The organism is Prevotella multiformis, from assembly GCF_018127985.1.
Taxonomy (GTDB): Bacteria; Bacteroidota; Bacteroidia; order Bacteroidales; family Bacteroidaceae; genus Prevotella; species Prevotella multiformis.
In genome coordinates, this window is record NZ_CP072357.1 from 1,307,263 (window position 1) to 1,325,277 (window position 18,015).

The 18,015-nt window shown below is 55.8% G+C and carries 15 protein-coding genes; 4 read left to right on the plus strand and 11 right to left on the minus strand.

Features of this window, described 5'->3' with window-relative positions; all coding sequences use genetic code 11:
* Positions 1-75: 75 nt before the first annotated feature.
* Positions 76-918: a prolipoprotein diacylglyceryl transferase gene (lgt, locus tag J4864_RS05235; RefSeq protein ID WP_211813976.1), complete on the plus strand. Its 843-nt coding sequence runs from the start codon at positions 76-78 to the stop codon at positions 916-918.
* Between the two features lie 170 nt (positions 919-1,088).
* Here the strand turns inward: lgt and J4864_RS05240 are convergent, their stop codons facing one another.
* A complete protein-coding gene (locus J4864_RS05240) occupies positions 1,089-1,409 on the minus strand; it encodes a heavy metal-binding domain-containing protein (RefSeq protein WP_211813977.1) in 321 nt (106 codons plus the stop codon).
* Between the two features lie 156 nt (positions 1,410-1,565).
* On the opposite strand from J4864_RS05240, the gene cysS reads away from it, so the two are divergent.
* Complete coding sequence (cysS, locus tag J4864_RS05245) at positions 1,566-3,053, plus strand: cysteine--tRNA ligase (RefSeq protein ID WP_211813978.1); 1,488 nt, start codon at positions 1,566-1,568, stop codon at positions 3,051-3,053.
* A gap of 1,084 nt (positions 3,054-4,137) precedes the next feature.
* On the opposite strand, the gene rnr is transcribed toward cysS, so the two are convergent.
* A complete protein-coding gene (gene rnr, locus J4864_RS05250) occupies positions 4,138-6,414 on the minus strand; it encodes a ribonuclease R (RefSeq protein WP_211813979.1) in 2,277 nt (758 codons plus the stop codon).
* 222 nt (positions 6,415-6,636) lie between these two features.
* Here rnr and J4864_RS05255 point away from each other — a divergent pair, with 222 nt between their 5' ends.
* Together J4864_RS05255 and J4864_RS05260 are read left to right on the plus strand one after the other, a co-directional pair.
* Entirely contained in the window at positions 6,637-7,626 is a 990-nt protein-coding gene (locus J4864_RS05255; RefSeq protein WP_211813980.1) for an NAD-dependent epimerase/dehydratase family protein, read from the plus strand.
* A gap of 25 nt (positions 7,627-7,651) precedes the next feature.
* Positions 7,652-8,626 carry a phosphatase PAP2 family protein gene (locus J4864_RS05260; RefSeq protein ID WP_394370996.1) on the plus strand — a complete coding sequence of 325 codons (975 nt, stop codon included), beginning with the start codon at positions 7,652-7,654 and terminating at the stop codon, positions 8,624-8,626.
* Between the two features lie 222 nt (positions 8,627-8,848).
* Here the strand turns inward: J4864_RS05260 and J4864_RS05265 are convergent, their stop codons facing one another.
* From J4864_RS05265 to J4864_RS05305, 9 genes are all read right to left on the minus strand, one after another.
* Positions 8,849-9,454 carry an aminotransferase class IV gene (locus tag J4864_RS05265; protein WP_211813982.1) on the minus strand — a complete coding sequence of 202 codons (606 nt, stop codon included), beginning with the start codon at positions 9,452-9,454 and terminating at the stop codon, positions 8,849-8,851.
* Positions 9,438-10,427, minus strand: coding sequence for an aminodeoxychorismate synthase component I (locus J4864_RS05270; protein WP_211813983.1), 990 nt, complete (start codon positions 10,425-10,427; stop codon positions 9,438-9,440). The genes J4864_RS05265 and J4864_RS05270 overlap by 17 nt, the downstream gene beginning before the upstream one ends.
* 82 nt (positions 10,428-10,509) lie before the next feature.
* Positions 10,510-11,595: a sensor histidine kinase gene (locus J4864_RS05275; RefSeq protein ID WP_211813984.1), complete on the minus strand. Its 1,086-nt coding sequence runs from the start codon at positions 11,593-11,595 to the stop codon at positions 10,510-10,512.
* Between the two features lie 269 nt (positions 11,596-11,864).
* The gene (locus J4864_RS05280) at positions 11,865-13,790 is read right to left on the minus strand and encodes a 4-hydroxy-3-methylbut-2-en-1-yl diphosphate synthase (protein WP_211814624.1); all 1,926 of its coding nucleotides are present in this window, start codon (positions 13,788-13,790) and stop codon (positions 11,865-11,867) included.
* Between the two features lie 215 nt (positions 13,791-14,005).
* The gene (gene purE / locus J4864_RS05285; protein ID WP_211813985.1) at positions 14,006-14,512 is read right to left on the minus strand and encodes a 5-(carboxyamino)imidazole ribonucleotide mutase; all 507 of its coding nucleotides are present in this window, start codon (positions 14,510-14,512) and stop codon (positions 14,006-14,008) included.
* Between the two features lie 27 nt (positions 14,513-14,539).
* Entirely contained in the window at positions 14,540-15,157 is a 618-nt protein-coding gene (locus J4864_RS05290; protein ID WP_040554609.1) for a hypothetical protein, read from the minus strand.
* A complete protein-coding gene (locus J4864_RS05295; protein ID WP_211813986.1) occupies positions 15,154-15,294 on the minus strand; it encodes a hypothetical protein in 141 nt (46 codons plus the stop codon). The genes J4864_RS05290 and J4864_RS05295 overlap by 4 nt, the downstream gene beginning before the upstream one ends.
* Positions 15,291-16,805, minus strand: a complete 1,515-nt coding sequence (rpoN, locus tag J4864_RS05300) for an RNA polymerase factor sigma-54 (RefSeq protein ID WP_211813987.1) — start codon at positions 16,803-16,805, stop codon at positions 15,291-15,293. The genes J4864_RS05295 and rpoN overlap by 4 nt, the downstream gene beginning before the upstream one ends.
* A 46-nt stretch (positions 16,806-16,851) precedes the next feature.
* A complete protein-coding gene (locus J4864_RS05305) occupies positions 16,852-17,499 on the minus strand; it encodes a hypothetical protein (protein ID WP_211813988.1) in 648 nt (215 codons plus the stop codon).
* Positions 17,500-18,015 lie beyond the last annotated feature (516 nt).

Below are 18,015 nucleotides of genomic sequence, written 5' to 3' on the forward strand. Positions count from 1 at the left end.
CCAGACCGACGGTCACCGGCCGAATGCACCGGGGAGGGGATTCGAGGATGAGGCTGTTCTGATTTCTTTTATCTTATGAACAATCTACTTTACATCGTCTGGCAGCCCGAAGAGGTAATCTTCCGCATCGGCTCGGTTCCTGTCCGCTGGTACGGAATGTGCTGGCTCGTGGGACTTGTCCTGGGTTATTTTCTGATGCAGTGGCTCTACAGGCGGCACAAAATCCCTGACGAGAAGTTCGACCCGCTTTTCCTCTATGTCTTCTTCGGCGTACTGGCAGGTGCCCGGTTGGGTCACTGCCTCTTCTATGAGCCGCAGGACTTCCTTACTTCTTGGGACGGATTCCTCTCCATCTTCATTCCTTTCCACCACCTTGCCGACGGATCGTGGAAATACGTGGGCTATCAGGGGCTGGCATCCCACGGCGGAGTGGCCGGACTGCTCATCGCACTCTACCTCTACATCCGCCGATCGGGGATGAACACCTGGGTGGTGCTCGATTTCTTCGGCATCTGCTCAGGCATCACGGCGTGTTTTATCCGGCTTGGAAACCTGATGAATTCGGAAATCATCGGCAAGGTGACTGACGTGCCGTGGGCGTTCATCTTCTACAATGTCGACACCCACCCGCGCCATCCCGGGCAGCTCTATGAAGCCATTGCTTACCTCGTATTCTTCGTTGTCATCTTCCTTATTTACCGGAAACATCCGGAGAAGGTCGGGACAGGGCTCTACTTCGGTCTCTGCCTCACGCTTATTTTCACTTTCCGTTTCGTCATCGAATACACCAAGGAAGTACAGGAAGCCTTCGAGGCAGGCTTGCCCATCGACATGGGGCAGATTCTCAGCCTTCCGCTCATCGCCCTCGGTGTGTGGGCCATCCTGCGGTCGAGAGGAAGGCAGTACAGTCAGCCGTAACAGGCCGTCAGACCGCCACTGCCCCGCATTTTGTACCCATCCGGGGCGGAGCAGGCAGTACGGAAGCCCCATTCCTATGGCTGTCAGCAGCCGGCCAGGATAGACAAAGGAACCGGAAAAGGTGTGCTGGAATATTCCGGCACACCTTTTCCGGTTTCTCCCGTACAGGCCTATACGATACTCACCGCCGTACCGGAACACGTCACCATGAGCATCGAACCGCCCTGTCCGACGGTCTCGTAATCGAGGTCGATGCCGACAATGGCGTTGGCTCCCAGCTCTTCCGCCCGCTGCATCATCTCCTGAATAGCCGTGTCCTTGGCCTTACGGAGCACTTTCTCGTAGGCACCGCTGCGTCCGCCGAAGAAGTCGCGGATGCCGGCAAGGAAGTCCTTGAAAACGTTTGCACCGATGATGGTCTCGCCGGTGACCAGTCCTTTGTACGCTTGGATGGGATGACCTTCAATGGTCGGAGTTGTCGTGATAATCATAAGATTTTGTTTTTGACTGTTTCTGAAAACGAACGGCTGCTTCCCTGTATGGGCAGGACCGCCGTGCGGCAAAGGTAGCAAAAAGACCGCACAATTGTATGAAGGCTGATAATAATTTTGTAATTTTGCAACATAAAGATTATAAACAGCTCTCTTATGCAAGACTTGGTTATTTACAATACGCTGCACCGGAAGAAGGAACTCTTCCAGCCGACAGCAGCCCCCCACGTGGGCATGTATGTCTGCGGACCTACCGTTTACGGCGATCCGCACCTCGGGCATGCCCGCCCTGCCATCACCTTCGACATTCTCTTCCGCTATCTGAGGCACATCGGGTACAAAGTGCGCTACGTGCGCAACATCACTGATGTGGGACATCTGGAACATGATGCGGACGAAGGCGACGACAAAATAGAGAAGAAAGCACGCCTCGAACAGCTGGAACCGATGGAAATCGCACAGCATTACACCAACCGTTACCACGATGCGATGCGTGCGCTGAACGTCCTTCCGCCGAGCATCGAGCCGCACGCAACAGGCCACATCATCGAGCAGGAAGAGCTTGTAAAGCAGATTCTTGCCAACGGATATGCCTATGAAAGCAACGGCAGTATTTACTTCGATGTGGAGAAATACGACAAGGACCACCACTACGGCATCCTCTCCGGGCGCAACCTCACCGACATGATCAACAACTCGCGCGAGCTGGCAGGAGTAGGTGAGAAGCACAACCAGGCCGACTTCGCACTCTGGAAGCGTGCCATGCCGGAACACATCATGCGCTGGCCCTCACCGTGGAGCGACGGATTCCCCGGCTGGCACTGCGAATGTACGGCGATGGGACGGAAGTATCTGGGCGAACACTTCGACATTCACGGCGGGGGAATGGACCTCATCTTCCCGCACCATGAGTGCGAGATCGCACAGGCCGTGGCCTCCCAGGGCGACCAGATGGTGAAGTACTGGATGCACAACAACATGATCACCATCAACGGACAGAAGATGGGCAAGTCGCTCGGCAACTTCATCACGCTCGAACAGTTCTTCACCGGCAGGCACGAGACGCTCACGCAGCCCTATTCGCCCATGACCATCCGCTTCTTCATCCTCTCGGCGCATTACCGCGGGACGGTCGACTTCTCCAACGAAGCATTGCAGGCTGCCGAGAAGGGCTATGAACGGCTGATGAACGGCATTGAAGACCTGACCCGCATCCAGGCCTCCGCAGCCTCCGACGGAAATACCGGCAAGTTCGTATCGGCTTTCCGGAAGAAGTGCTACGAGGCGATGAACGACGACCTGATGACGCCTGCCGTCATCTCGGAACTCTTCGAGGCCTGCCATCTTGTGAACATCCTCATCGACCACAAAGCGCAGATTTCTGCCGGTGACCTCAAGGAACTCACGGAGGCGATGCACCTCTTCGCCTTCGACATCCTCGGTCTGAAGAACGAGCGCAGTGCCGACAATGACGCCCGTGAGGAGGCTTACGGAAAGGTTGTCGATATGGTGCTCGACCTCCGCGCCAAGGCGAAAGCCGAGAAGAACTGGGCTGTCAGCGACCAGATCCGCGACGCCCTCTCCGCTGCCGGCTTCCAGGTGAAGGACACCAAGGACGGTGTCACGTGGAAGCTCGACCGCTGAACAGGTCCGTCCTGTACACACAGAAACGCAGGGACGCACGGTCCTTTGTCCGCCGGAAAGGCTGTTTATGGACAAATCCATCCGTGTCGTCCCTGCGTTCCTGTGTTTCTGACCGAACCATTATGCAGGCATCCCTCTATTGGGGGACACACCTTATTTATATGGGCTCTTCCGTTAAATTTGCGGATGCTCTTCGTATAGCTTTAGCGGAAAAACCAGAGTGATTCATTCAACAAAAACATGGTCAGTACCGTCAACTGGCTATCATCATCCTCCGATGCAAAAGGCTTTTCATTTTAATACATTGAAAATACAGACAAGGTTTTGAAAAACCATTACATAATTTCAGACGGATCATCTGCAAATATAAAAAACACGTACAAAAAGCAAGTTTCTAACCAGCAGTAAATCAATTGGTTGTCAAGCCGTTTTAAAAAGGTGCCTGATTGGGCTTCAAAAGGGCGTTAGTAACACGCTAAAAGGGCATCTGTTGCAGGCCAATCAGGCATCTTTTAGAGGCTAAAAGGGCATGTGTTGCTTTGCGTTGCATGAAAACAGTTTACAAATACCGATGATAGGGGAATAAGCTGTTTGTAGAAGACGGGCTGATGGACAGGCATCGTATCTATCTGTCTTTCCTGCATTTTATCCCGTAGTTTATCCTCCTTTGCAAGGCCATCCGATTTTGGACAGTCATGCCATGCAAGTGCATAAGCCTTTCATCAGTTTCCAATCTACGCATTTAGCGGAAGAACCCTTATATAAGCCTATCAGGGGGCTGTCCGCCCATTCCGGCCCATAGAAGCCGACCGCCGGCATCCAGTCATATAGCGACAGGACGGGAGCTGCCTTCCCCCTCTTGCCGAAGTTCTGATATCCGTCACGTGCCAGACCGCCGGAAGACACCGGCCGTGCTGATGCACGTCATGGGGAACTCGCGGCAGACACCGTTCGTGTTGACGGCTTACCCCCTGCGACAGGCAGCCGGAATAGGGCCGGTCATCAGAGGAGCGTTGTCCCCTGCAAACAAGGATCATCTGTGACCGGAGTCTCACCTAAACCGGCTTCATGACGGTACGGCGCATTACCTCCTGCGCCTTTTCTTTCCCTTTTTCCTTCCATATCCGGCCGCATCGGCGGCGGCCTGCCTGACCTTCGGCGGACGGCCGTCGTCGAGCGTGAAGTCGAGCTGGCGACGTTCCAGGTCAGCTTTCGCCACCTGGATGCGGACGGGATCGCCGAACCGGTAGACGTGGTGATGCCGTCGGCCGACAAGGCAGTAGTTCTTCTCGTCGAACTCATAATAGTCATCATCGAGGTCGCGCATCGGTATCATGCCCTCGCAGTGGTTCTCATCGATCTCCGCATAGATGCCGAAGCTCTGGATGCCGGAGATGTGTGCATCGTAGCATTCACCGATGCGGTCGCCCATGAACTCCACCATCTTGTACTTGATGGAGTCGCGTTCCGCATTCTGGGCAACGAGCTCCATGTCCGAACAATGCTCGCACAGCTCCTCGTAATGCTCCTTGTTGGCAGACCGCCCGCCCTGCTGGTAGCGCGTGATCAGGCGGTGGACCATCGTATCCGGGTAACGCCGGATCGGCGAGGTGAAGTGGGTGTAATAGTCAAAGGCCAGTCCGAAGTGTCCGATGTTGTGTGTGGTGTATTTCGCCTTCATCATCGAACGGAGCGCGATCATCTGTATCACTTTCGCCTCCCGCTTGCCCTGCACCTCGTCCATCAGCTTGTTCAGCGCACGGGCAGTAGCCCCCTTGGTGCTGGACGACTTGAGCTTGTAGCCGAATTTGGCGGTAAACTCACGCAGGTTCTCGAACTTCTGCGGGTCGGGATTGTCATGGACACGGTAAGGAAGGGTCTTCGCTTTCTTCCCTTTCTCCGTTATTCCGATGCTTTCGGCCACAGTCTTGTTGGCCAGGAGCATGAATTCCTCGATGAGCTTGTTTGCATCCTTCGACCGCTTGAAGTAACAGCGGATGGGCTTCCCTTTCTCATCCACGTCGAAGTGGAGCTCTTCCGAGTCGAACTTGACGCTCCCCTTCTTGAAGCGGCGGGCACGGAGAAGTTTCGCAAGGCGGTCGAGCGTAATCACCTCTTCGGCATATTCGCCCTTGTAACCGGCTTTCCCGGGCTTCGGGGCAGGCTCGCCCGTACCGTCCACCACCCCGTTGTCCTCCAGCAGCTGCTGTGCCTCTTCGTAGGCATAACGGCGGTTCGACTTGATGACAGTATGCACGATGCGGTAAGCCTTCACGTTGGCCTCCTCATCCAGGTTGAAGATGCAGCTGAAAGCGAGCTTTTCCTCGTCCGGGCGGAGCGAACAGATGAAGTTGCACAGCCGCTCGGGAAGCATCGGGATGGTGCGGTCGACGAGATAGACCGATGTCGCCCTCTGCTGCGCCTCACGGTCGATGATATCTCCTTCCTTCACATAATGCGACACGTCGGCGATGTGTACGCCCACTTCCCACAGTCCGTTCTTCAGCTTCCGGACAGAGAGCGCATCGTCGAAGTCCTTTGCATCCTTCGGGTCTATCGTGCAGGTCCACACGTCCCGGAAGTCCTCCCGTTCCTTGAAGTCCTGCTCCGTAATCTCGGCACTGATCTTCTCGGCAGCCTGTTCGACACGTTTCGGATACTTGTAAGGCAGACCGTACTGGGCGAGGATGGTGTTCATCTCCACGTCGTTGTCGCCGGCCTTGCCCAGCACATCCACCACCTCACCCACGAGGTTCTTGTGGTCGGCATCCGGCCACCTGGTAATCTTCACCAGCGCACGGTCGTCCGTCTTCCCGCCTTTCAGCTTCTTCTTCGGAATCAGGATGTCATGGATGAAGAGGTTCTCCTGTGTTACGAGGAAGGCAATGTCCTTCTCGACCCGCAACCTTCCTACGAAGGTGTCTTTCTTCCGTTGCAGTATCTCGATGACCATTGCCTCCTTTATGTGGTTCTGACGGCGGGCCATGAACTGTACCCGCACATGGTCGCCGTTCAGGGCAGCCATGGAGTTGCGTTCGGAGACGAAGACCGGTGTTCCGCCGTCATCGGGCAGGAACGTATTCTTGCCGTTCGCCTTCCGGATGAACGTACCTTCCTGCACCTGTCCCTTGGTGTTGAGCGTATAAGCGCCGTCGCCCACCTTCGACAGGAAGTCGTCCCAGGCCATCTCCTCCATCACGTCTATTGCCAGCATCTTGGCCGGATGCGTCTTCAGTTTCAGTGCATGGAATATCTGTTTGAAGCTGAATGTCTCGTCGGGTTGCGACTGGAAGAGAGCGGTCAGCTTCTCCGAAAGCTGCTTCTTGGTCAGTCGCCTGCTGTCTTTCTTTTCTTTCCTCATAGTGGAATCAATCGTTTGGCCCCAAGTCACAGGTCTCTCCGGAGACATCTGCAGCAGCCATGGATAATGATGTACGAAGCCCTCAGAAGAGACGGCCGGCAGAACGGCTGCAACCTGTCGCTATACGTACAAAACACATGAAGGGGGTAACTTGGGTTTTGTTATTTTCCACAAAGTAACGAAAAAGTTTGTATCTTTGCAAACGTTTGCAACGAATTTTTAATGAAAAAGATACTCATAACAGGTGCATCAGGCTTCATCGGCTCCTTCATCGTGGAAGAAGCGCTGCTGAAAGGCATGGAAACCTGGGCTGCCGTACGCCCTTCCTCCTCACGGGAATACCTGCGGGATGAGCGTATTCATTTCATAGAATTAGACTTCTCATCCGTCGACAGACTGAAGGAACAGCTCTCGGGACATGCGTTTGACTATGTGGTCCATGCCGCGGGCGTGACGAAATGTCTGGACAAAGAAGACTTCTTCCGTGTCAACCGTGACGGAACCCGCAACCTCGTGCAGGCGCTCCAGGAGCTCGGACAGCCTCTGGAACGCTTTGTCTTCCTGTCAAGTCTCAGCATCTTCGGCGCTATCAGGGAACAGCAGCCTTACGGGGAGATTGAACCTACGGACACGCCGCGGCCCAACACGGCGTACGGAAAGAGCAAGCTGGAGGCGGAGGCTTCGATTCCCTCCTCCTTCCCTTGCGTCATCCTGCGACCCACCGGCGTGTACGGGCCTCGCGAAAAGGACTACTTCCTGATGGCGAAGAGCATCCAGGGACACACCGACTTCGCCGCAGGCTACCGCCGGCAGGACATCACCTTCGTCTATGTAAAGGATGTCGTGCAGGCCGTTTTCCTCGCCCTCGACCACGGGAAGACAGGCAGCGCCTACTTCCTGAGCGACGGCAACGTCTACCGGAGCACCGACTTCAGCGACCTCATCCATGAGGAACTGGGCCGTCCGTGGCGGATCCGCATCACCGCCCCCCTCTGGCTACTGCGCATCGTGACGTTCTTCGGCGACCTTGCCGGACACCTCACAGGCAGGATCTCGGCCTTGAACAACGACAAGTACCAGATACTCCGACAACGCAACTGGCGCTGCAACATCCGTCCCGCAATTGAGGAACTGGGCTACCGCCCGCAGTACGACCTCAGGCGGGGAGTGAAGGAGACCATAGCCTGGTACAGGAAGGCCGGCTGGCTGTAAGCGGCCTGCCGTACCTGCCAGTCCAATGACAACAGAAACAATGAAACAACTATTCAGATTAGAAAAGCATCCCGTAAAGGGACTCATGGCTTTTGAATGGGTGGCAATGGGCTACCTGCTGCTGACGCTTTTCCTCATACTCTTCATGTACACCAGCATGAAGAATCCGCAGGCAATGCTCCTCGGAAGACTCCGTATCATCGCCCTGACCGCCGCCATGTGGATCGTCTACCGCATGGCACCCTGCCGGCTGACCCGCTTCGCACGTGTCGCCGTGCAGATGGCACTGCTCGCCTGGTGGTATCCGGACACTTACGAGATCAACCGTCACCTGCCCAACCTCGACCATGTCTTTGCCGCCTGGGAACAGTCGCTCTTCGGCTGCCAGCCCGCCTTGCTCTTTTCAAAGGTTCTCCCCGGTCATGTCTTCAGCGAGCTGTTCGACATGGGGTATGCCGCCTATTACCCGATGATCGCCGCGACAGCCGTCTATTACTTCGGATGGAAATACCGGGAGTTCAACCGGGCGGCCTTCATCATCCTGGCTTCCTTCTTTATCTATTACGTTGTCTTCATCTTCGTGCCTGTCGCCGGACCTACCTTCTATTACAAGGCGGTAGGATTGCAGAACATCACGGCAGGTGTCTTCCCCAGTCTGCACGGTTACTTCAACCACCACCAGGCGTGCCTGCCCAGTCCGGGATTCACCGACGGCATCTTCTATCATCTCGTCGAAGATGCCAAGGCGGCCGGCGAACGCCCGACGGCTGCCTTCCCGAGTTCGCACGTGGGCGTCAGCACCATCTGCATGCTGCTCCTCTGGCACGACCGCAACTACCGGCTGCTTGCCGTCCTCGCACCTTTCTATCTCCTGCTGTGCTGTGCCACCGTCTATATCCAGGCACATTACCTCATTGATGCCATCGCCGGCTTCCTCACGGCCTGCATCCTCTTTGCCATCCTCCTGCGGGTATCGCGTCCGATGATGAACAAGGAGTGAACCGGGCAGACCGGGCGGGGAAGCGGTGGGCTTAAGGCATGTTCTTAGAACCTGCCTCAAAGGGAAGCGGCCTGCTTTATCCGGCCGGTGTATCACCGGGCAGCGCAACTCAGACTACAGAGAAGTTGATGCGTCCAAAGTCGGGATTCAAATTGCAGACGATGACCGACTGGAAAAACTGTTATCCTGCGGCTGCGAATCATGACGGGAAAAGCCCCGGTGTCAGACTTCCGACGGCTCGATCCTGCCGACCGGCAGCACGACTTCCCCCAGCGGAATCATGGCATTGATGAGACTTATCTGCTGATAGTGGGTGAGGTCGGCGACATTGATTTCACGTTCCCGGATCCGTCCGCTGTCGAGCAGACTCTGCCGCATGGTCCCGCAAAGGAGTGGGGTAGAGGGCGTAAACCATTGCCCGCCGTCGTAGAGTACGATGTTGGAATAGGAGGTATCGGTAAGGTGACCGTTGCGGACAATGAGAATTTCATCGCAGTCACCTTGCCGTTTTTCCAGCCTGTCGAGTACGGAACGGTCTTCAGCCTTGTAAGGATAGCTGATGCCGTTGTCGCAGACAAGGCGCAGGGAGTTGATTTGCCGGGGTGCATAAGGCGTACAGGTAAGGTCGTGGATGCCCTCCCTGTCATAGACGAAACGCAGCTTCGAGCAGCCCATGGGCAGGCTTACAGACTCCAGCAGGTCAGCAATCCGCAGCCGGTCCATCATCCCCAGCACCTCTCTGCGTGTGCGGTTCATCCGCTGCTCGTGGTAGGCGAGGTTGCAGACGTGTCCGTCTACGACCCTTATCGTCTCAATATATCGGCACATAAACTTTCTCTATCACCTCCTTGTATTCGTCATCATTATTGCTCTGCGCCGTAATGCCGCCCCCTGCCTTGTAGTGGAGCTGTCCGTCCCTTTCCTGGTCGATGAAGCGGATCATCACCGCACTGTCCAGCGTCCCTTTGCTGTAACACCCCATCACACCCGTATAAAATTCCCTGTCATAGCCCTCGGCTTCATGGATGATCTCCATGGTACGCTGTTTAGGGGCACCCGTGATGGAACCGGCAGGGAGCAGGCGGAAGAGCAGGGAGCCGATGTGCTCGCGGTAGCCGGCAGGAAGCTGCCCTGTAATCTCCGAACTCGTCTGGAGGATTTCGCCCTTGTTCGTCGTCACGTGGTCGACATACCGGTAGCGTTTCACCTGCACTTTCTCTGCTATCATGCTCAAGTCATTGCGGATAAGATCGACGATGGTAGCGTGCTCGGCGGCTTCTTTTTTGTTTTCCATCAGTTCCTTCTCCGCTTCGGGGCGTGTGGCGTCAATCGTCCCCTTCATCGGAAAGGAGCTGACAACGCCTTCTCCGTTGATACGGACGAATATCTCGGGAGAGAAGCAGACGAAGCGGTCCTTCAGCCAGCAGCGGTACAACGCCTTTGAACGCATGAAGATGTCGTGCAGCGAGAGGTTGGTACGGACAGGAATCCTGCACGTCAGGTTGGCCAGATAGCTGTCTCCCTCCCGCTCCCGTCGCTTCACGAGGCTGATGCGCCGTTCGTAGTCCGCCCTTGAGGGCGGCTCGGCGTGCCACTCTACTGGCCCGGCTGTGCCGGTCTCGTCCTCGGGTATGTTGCCAAGCGAAGGAAAGGAGAAAAGCAGTTCGGAAGGGTCGACCGCCGCCGTCTCTTCCACATAGGCGCAGTCGGCCTTGTAGTTGATGATGAAGACAAAGTCTTTTCCGTTCTTTGCCAGCGTATTCATGCGCTGGATGGCGTGTTCTTGATTGTATGGTGTCATATTTTGGAGGGGGAGATAAGCGGGGATAAGCGATAATAGGCGGATGGGAGAGGATAAGAGAGGATAAGTGATAATGGGCGAATCATACCTTTGGAGGACTGGCCTTCCGGCAAGGCTTAATGGTGATTCTGATAAGATAGGTACCTTTGCTGATGCGCTGCTCAATCTGATACCTTTCAGGATAGATCAGCTCCAGCCGGCGGTACATGTTCTCCAGTCCGATGCCCTTTCCGCTCTTGTCCATGTCGGTTTTCGGATAGTTGCTGTTCTCGCACAGGAAGACGATTTCTCCCTTGTCTTCCGTGATGGATATGTGTATGAACGAAGGCCTGTTGCCGCTCACACCGTGCTTGAAGGCATTCTCGACGGGTGTCAGGAACACCAGCGGCGCAATGAGGAGCTGCGAGTTGTGGATGACGAATTCGCTCTTTATCTCCACATTGCTGCCCGACCGCAGCGTCATCAGGTTGATGTAGTTCTTGATGAAGGCGATCTCGCCGTTCAGGCTCACCTCCTTGGGCTGCGTCTCGTAGAGTGCGTAGCGCAGCAGTTCGGACAGCTGCCCGATGGCCTTCTGCGCATTGTTCGGGCTCGTCTGTGTCAGCGACGATATGTTGTTGAGCGTATTGAAGAGGAAGTGCGGATTCAGCTGGTTCTTCAGCCATGCCAGTTCGGCCTCGGTCATCTTCTGCTTCTGCTCGCTGAGCTGCCTCCGGAGGGTGTTGTGGCGGATATAGTAGCGCACGAAGATGGCTGCGACCACCATGGCATAATTGAGAATCGTCCACATCACGCCGAACTGGTAGAATCCGATCCGGATGGTAGTGTCGGGCAGGTCGGCGTTGTAGATGGAAAAGATATGCTTGTTCCACAACAGGATGAAAAGCAGATTGATAATCCAGAAGGCGCACTGCTTCACCTTGCTTCTCTTTTCAAAGAGATAGGGGACAAGCAGGTAGAAGTTCGCCATGAAGACGGTAAGGAGCAGGAACAGCACGAAGGCATTGACGCGCATGGACTCCTTGGCGGCATCGACATCGTGTTCGAGCAGCATGATGACCAGCGACCAGATGGAGACGAGCAGCGCATAGATTCCCACCTGTACGCCCAGGACGGACAGGTTGCGGCGGCTTGCGCACAGCTTCTTTATTTCCTCCATTGTCTTCATGCTGCAAAGATAGGCTTTTAAACGGAAAGAAACAAGCGGATTCCATACTACATTTTTACTTTTACACTGTTCGTCTTCATTTTTAACATTCAGGATAATAAACGGAGAATCAGTGTCTTATAAGGAATACAGACAGATCCCGAGGGAATGCCGGAATCTGCCTGTAAACGATTCAGGGCTTATGAAAACCGTCTGCACCATGAGCCCTGTCATACACTCTGTTTCATCCGGCCATCCTGACGGTGCGGTTGCGGCAGGCTTACCGGAAGCTACTTCTCCCGGTCAGCCTTGATGAGCGCCAGCAGATGTTCCACCGCTTCCTCCTCGGGGATATTATGTTCGACACATACCTGCCGGCGGTACAGACTGACCTTCTTCGGTCCTGCACCCACGTATCCATAGTCGGCATCGGCCATCTCGCCCGGTCCGTTCACGATGCATCCCATGATGCCGACTTTCAGTCCCGTCATGCCCTTGGTAGCCTCCTTGATGCGTGCGATGGTGGCGCGGAGGTCGTAGAGGGTACGGCCGCAGCCCGGGCAGGAGATGTACTCGGTCTTTACCATGCGCAGCCGGCCGGCCTGCAAGATGGCGAAGGCGGTCTGCTCGATGTCCTCCTGTGCCAGGTCGCCGTTGTTCATGAGCCAGATGCCGTCGGTCAGTCCGTCCATCATCAGCGCTCCCATGTCAGCCGCCGCCTCCAGCTGAAACCTCTCTTTGGCCGTGGTATTCTCCTGCTGCCGGATGTTCCCGCCCTCTTCGCCTCCTTCGTCCGTGGAATGCCGGTACATCTGCGCGAAGACAATGGGGTTCTTCACGCCCGCAGTCATCAGCTGGTGCGCCAGTGCCCGCTGGTCGCCGAGACGGTTCTGGTGGCTTGTCATACAGACAACCACCACCTCCGGGTGGGTCTTCAGACAGGCAAGGAACTCTTCCGAAGGCGTGCCGAACTTCAGGACAAGGAACTTAACGGCTGTGTCCATCGCGCTGACAAACGGCATTCCTGTGACAGGGAATATGGGATAAACGTTCTCGAGCATCCGGCTGTCTCTGCCGGCAAGCTCCATGTAGGCATCGTAATCAAGGATGTACTTCTGGTCCTTCGCCTTGTTTTCAGGCAGTCTGCCCTGTACATAGATATAGTCCGGCTTCGGCAGTTCGGGGGACGAGACATCGACAGCCGACCGGTCTGTCCGCCGCGTGGCAATGACAACAGGCACGTTGCCGCCACCGATATTGCCTGCCGCCACCGTCTTCCGGCGTTCAGGACGGAGATAATCAAAGCCGGAATACCGTTCGCCGGGGATGAGAAGATGCTTCTCGTGACGACGGATATACCATGCGAGATACCTCGCTACAGGAATCTCGCACTCCGGCTCTTCACTCAGCGACACACGGATAGTATCGCCGATGCCGTCGGCAAGCAGCGCACCGATGCCCACGGCGCTTTTGATACGGCCGTCTTCACCCTCGCCGGCCTCCGTGACACCGAGATGGAGCGGATAGTGCATACCCTCTTTGTCCATTTCGGCCACGAGGAGACGCACCGAGCGGACCATGACAACGGTGTTGGATGACTTGATGGAGATGACAATATCATGGAAATCATGCTTGCGGAAGATCCGCAGGAACTCCATGCAGCTCTCCACGATGCCTGCCGGTGTGTCGCCATAGCGGTTGCGGATGCGGTCGGACAGGCTGCCGTGGTTCACGCCGATGCGCACGGCGGTATGGTGCTCCTTGCAGATATTGATGAACGGGACGAGCCGGTCCTCAATCTTCTGCAGTTCCCGGGCGTATTCCTCATCGGTGTACTCCAGTTTCTTGAACGTCCGTGCCGGATCCACATAGTTGCCGGGATTGATACGTACTTTCTCCGCATAGAGGGCTGCCACGTCCGCTACATTCGCATTGAAGTGGACATCGGCACAGAGAGGTGTCATGTAGCCGTCGGCCCGCAGCTGTGCATTGATGTTCTTCAGATTCTCTGCCTCACGCTTCCCTTGCGTGGTGAGGCGCACGAGTTCTCCTCCTGCATCAATGATGCGCTCTGCCTGTGCCACGCTCCCTTCGGTATCGTCCGTGGAGGTGGTGGTCATTGACTGTATACGTACTGGATTCTCTCCACCGATGTCGAGTGTGCCGACATGGGTGACTGAGGTTTTCCTTCTTTCAAAGTTGAATAAATCGATCATGGGTGATGATAAGTTATGATGGGCGGTGATGGGCGATGATAAGCGATGCAGTAGGCGATGATAAGCGGTGATGGGCGATGGTAGGCGGCGATGGTAGGCGGCGATGAGTCTGCTCAAGCCGTACCCTGACAAGCCCCTTCGTCGGTGATTACTCCCCTCTCCATTCGGAGAGGGGCCGGGGGTGAGGCTGGAGCCGGGGCCGGACCTAAGACCATTCAGCACCTGAACCTGTACTCCTTCAGCTCGCCCAGCTCCCTGTTGGCCTTTTCAATCTTCTCTCCCAGAGAAGCCTTCCAGGCATCCACTTTCCGGGCAATGGCCTCATCGCCGAGCGCCATCATCTCTGCGGCAAGAATGGCGGCATTCTGGGCACCGTTGACCCCCACGGTGGCAACCGGTATGCCCGGCGGCATCTGGATGATAGACAGCATGGCATCGAGACCGTCGAGCATTCCCTTGATCGGGACGCCGATGACCGGAAGCGGAGTTGAAGCAGCGATGACACCGGGCAGTGCCGCCGCCATGCCGGCTCCTGCGATGATTACCTTTATGCCCCGTCCTCTGGCTTCCTTGGCGAAGGTTTCGACGGCATCGGGCGTACGATGGGCGGAGAGGGCATTCACCTCAAAGGGAATCTCCTGCTGTTCCAACCACTTACAAGCTTTTTCCATGACGGGCAAGTCGCTTGTCGAACCCATGATAATGCTTACTAATGGCTTCATATTCTGTATTGTTTTAAATGAATAGGCTTACACGATGATGATGGTGAAGAATGAGCAGACCAGTCCCAGGAAGAAACCCGACGTGACCTGTTCCAGTGAATGTTGCCGTAGGATCATCCTGCTGCTGCCTACCATACCGGAGACGATGAGGGTCAGACAGAGCCACCACATCGGATCAAAGCTGAGCAGCAGGGAAAAGGCTATCAGCGAACCCGTTACCCCTCCGATGGCTGCCGTATGGGTGGAGATTTTCCACCACACGTTGATGACGGCACAGAGAATCTGTATCACCAGTGCCACCATGAGTATGGATGTCAGCATGTGCGGCAGATGCAGCAGGTTCATGATGTAGAAACACGTGAAATAGCAGATAATCGAGATGGTATAAGGGACCATTCTCCGCTCCCGCTGCCCCAGCTGGATGAGCGTCCAGCCATGATACTGCCGGTAGAGGTGGATGAGCAAGGTAGGGATGAGCACCGTGAAGGCATAAACCATCAGGACGTATGCCAGCTTTGCCTGCCACGGGAACATGCTGAGATAACTGAATGTGAAGATAGCCAGTATGCCCACAACGGGCAGATAGAAAGGCGTGAGCACCATGCTCACGATTCTTGCTGTCAATATGATGTTCTTTTCCTTCATTCTTTTAGGGTGAGAGAGGATGGGCGGATGACAAGCGGGGATAGGCGATGACAGGCGGGACGATGATAAGCGATGAACAGATAAGCGATGAACAGGTAAGCATCAGCGCTCACCCTCCACGATCCACGATCCGTCATTCCTTTCGCAGCCTTGCGACAGGCAGTCCGAGCTGTTCCCGGTACTTGGCGACCGTGCGGCGGGCTATCGGGAATCCCTTTTCCTTCATGACCTTGGCAAGTGCGTCATCGCTGAGCGGCCGGCGTTTGTCCTCCTGGCCGATTACTTCCTTGAGTGCGACCTTGATTTTCCGGGTAGACATCTCCTCACCATCTTCCGTCGTATAGCTGTCCGAGAAGAAGAAGCGGAGCGGGAAGATGCCCCATCGTGTCTGCGCATACTTGATGTTGCTCACCCGCGAGATAGTCGATATGTCCAGTCCGGTCCGGTCGGCGATGTCCTTGAGGATCATCGGCTTGAGGTCGGCTTCATCGCCGTCCTGGAAAAACCTGCGCTGTATATCGATGATGGCTTTCATCGTCACCTGCAGCGTATGCCGTCTCTGCTTCACCGCCTCGATGAATCCCTGTGCCTTGTCCACCTTCTCTTTGGCATAGAGCAGTGCTTCCTTCTCCTGACGGTTCATTCCCGCCTTGTTGTCCCGATAGGCCGCCAGCATCTCGTTGAATGCCGGCGATACGTGCAGTTCGGGCAGGTTGCCGTGGTTGAGGCTGAAGGTGATCGTCCCGTCATCCTCGGTGTCGATGATGAAGTCGGGGGTGATCTGCTGCAGGTTCCTGCCCTGCGTCTCGCCCATGGAGGCGCCCGGCTTCGGGTTCAGCCTCCGGATTTCACGCTGGAGCGTCTCGACCTGATGGTCAGACAGGGAGAGGGCTGTCTGTATCTTGTCCCAATGTTTCTTCGTAAAAGCATCGAAATAATCGGCGAGGATCGTTCGGACACATCTGTACAGTTTCCCGTCACCGGCCCATTCGCCATTCTCCACCTTGCGGTCCACCTGCAGCAGCAGACACTCCTGCAGCGTCCGTGCTCCGATGCCGGCCGGGTCGAAATCCTGCAGTATCTTCAACGCCTCCTCCAGTTCGCCGGCCGTAGCGTCTATGCCGTGGTAGATGGCCAGTTCGTCGCTGATGCTGCCGAGATCTTTCCGCAGCAGTCCGTCATTGTCCAGACTGCCGATAAGATATTCCAGGATGTCCCTCTGCCGGTCGGTAAGCTCTCTCTCGCCCACCTGCTCGTTGAGCTTGTCGATGAAGGAAACCGTGTCCCCGTAGACAATCTCCTCATAGTCGGCGTTGTTGCGCTGCTGGCGTGAGTCGTAGGCCGGCAGTTCGTCATCCGACCGCATCCGCTCCAGCGCCGAGTCGAGGGCATCCTGCCGCTCTTCCCGTTCCTGCTGCGTGTCGAAGTCGTCGCCCTCCGTCTGCTCTGTGGAGCCGTCCGTATCCATGTCATCCGTCTCCTCGCCGCCTGATTCCAATGCGGGATTGTCGTCCAGTTCGGCATTGACGCTCTCCTCCAGTTCCGTCAGCGGCATCTCCAGCAGCTTCACCTGAAGCATCTGCTGCTGCGAGAGCCGCTGTACCTGCTGCTGTTTCTGGGTCTGAAGCTGTACTTGTTCCTGTGCCATTTTTTTACCTGAATTACGTTGCAAAAGTACGAAAAAACAAGTATAATCAATCGAAATACTCCCTTAATTGTGCTGCCAGAGCCGAAAGTTTTTCTGGGTTCCCGTTGCCATAGCGGTTCCATATCTCCTGACAGGACGGCAGCAGCGGAGATGCCATAAGGCCGTCACGGTTCAGATAGGGGTCGCAGAACTGGAAGGTCTCCATCGCCCCGACCACGGTCTTCGGCTTTATCCCCATCCGTTTTGCCAGTTCTCTCACCTCGGGTGTCTCCGCCGCCATCGTAACCGGCGTGAGCCGGAAGTAAAGATCCAGTATCATGACGAGCATGAAGGGGCGCAGCTCGTGACAGCATTCCAGCGGCAGGAAGTCATGCTCGAAGGTCTCGTTCGTCTTCACGCCGTCGTAGAACTCCCTTGGCTGCCCGAAGCCCTTCATCGACCGCAGCTTCTTCACGTCCCGGTTCAGCCTGCGGGGGTTCTCTCCGTAGGTGTCCCAGATGAGGTTGAGGACGGGGGTGGCACGCTGCCGCAGCCGGAACAGCTGCCCATAGAGTGTCCTGGGCGGGATATGCAGTTCCAGACTGAGGTTGACCAGCGCACGTGAATACATGGGCTTCATGCCCTCCGGCTTCTTGAGGTAAAGCTGTAAGAGCAGCAGCCAGTAGTCGTCAGACCATAAAGGATGTGTTGCCATAAGCGTAAATTGTCCGTCCCTTGCCCCTCTCTTCCCTACGTGCCGAGAGGATGAAGACTTGCGCAGGGGGCATCTGTTTGTTTTTCGCAAAGATACTCCTTTTTATCGTAATGGCAAAGGAGTTGCGTGCTTTTTGACCGGGTGGCCGGCAGGTACCCTGTCGCCTGCAGCCCGTCGGGCAGCATCGGGAGCATGTGCCGCAGAGGCATCCGCGTTGCAGGCGGACACCTGCGCGATGGCGCAGGGACTGCCATGCGAGCCCTCCTGTCCGGACTTGATTTCCCTTTGACCTGCATGGCAGGTGCAGCCTGCCACGAATGGTTTTCCATGAAAACGGATGATTCTCTACATGACGGATGATTCTCTACATGCAGATAAATCTTTCTCTACATGTAGAAAGACTTTTCTCTACCTGTAAATAAATTCATCTCTACACGTAGATGATCGTTCTTCTTCACGGAAACATCATCTTCGGCAATGCGCGTCCGCCTGGGAGAGACAGCCTTCTTCCTGTTC

Excerpts from the sequence above, each read along its gene's own strand:
- lgt (WP_211813976.1), top strand. The coding sequence starts at position 76 with ATGAACAATCTACTTTACATCGTCTGGCAGCCCGAAGAGGTAATCTTC.
- J4864_RS05240 (WP_211813977.1), bottom strand. The coding sequence starts at position 1,409 with ATGATTATCACGACAACTCCGACCATTGAAGGTCATCCCATCCAAGCG.
- cysS (WP_211813978.1), top strand. The coding sequence starts at position 1,566 with ATGCAAGACTTGGTTATTTACAATACGCTGCACCGGAAGAAGGAACTC.
- rnr (WP_211813979.1), bottom strand. The coding sequence starts at position 6,414 with ATGAGGAAAGAAAAGAAAGACAGCAGGCGACTGACCAAGAAGCAGCTT.
- J4864_RS05255 (WP_211813980.1), top strand. The coding sequence starts at position 6,637 with ATGAAAAAGATACTCATAACAGGTGCATCAGGCTTCATCGGCTCCTTC.
- J4864_RS05260 (WP_394370996.1), top strand. The coding sequence starts at position 7,652 with ATGACAACAGAAACAATGAAACAACTATTCAGATTAGAAAAGCATCCC.
- J4864_RS05265 (WP_211813982.1), bottom strand. The coding sequence starts at position 9,454 with ATGTGCCGATATATTGAGACGATAAGGGTCGTAGACGGACACGTCTGC.
- J4864_RS05270 (WP_211813983.1), bottom strand. The coding sequence starts at position 10,427 with ATGACACCATACAATCAAGAACACGCCATCCAGCGCATGAATACGCTG.
- J4864_RS05275 (WP_211813984.1), bottom strand. The coding sequence starts at position 11,595 with ATGAAGACAATGGAGGAAATAAAGAAGCTGTGCGCAAGCCGCCGCAAC.
- J4864_RS05280 (WP_211814624.1), bottom strand. The coding sequence starts at position 13,790 with ATGATCGATTTATTCAACTTTGAAAGAAGGAAAACCTCAGTCACCCAT.
- purE (WP_211813985.1), bottom strand. The coding sequence starts at position 14,512 with ATGAAGCCATTAGTAAGCATTATCATGGGTTCGACAAGCGACTTGCCC.
- J4864_RS05290 (WP_040554609.1), bottom strand. The coding sequence starts at position 15,157 with ATGAAGGAAAAGAACATCATATTGACAGCAAGAATCGTGAGCATGGTG.
- J4864_RS05295 (WP_211813986.1), bottom strand. The coding sequence starts at position 15,294 with ATGACGGATCGTGGATCGTGGAGGGTGAGCGCTGATGCTTACCTGTTC.
- rpoN (WP_211813987.1), bottom strand. The coding sequence starts at position 16,805 with ATGGCACAGGAACAAGTACAGCTTCAGACCCAGAAACAGCAGCAGGTA.
- J4864_RS05305 (WP_211813988.1), bottom strand. The coding sequence starts at position 17,499 with ATGGCAACACATCCTTTATGGTCTGACGACTACTGGCTGCTGCTCTTA.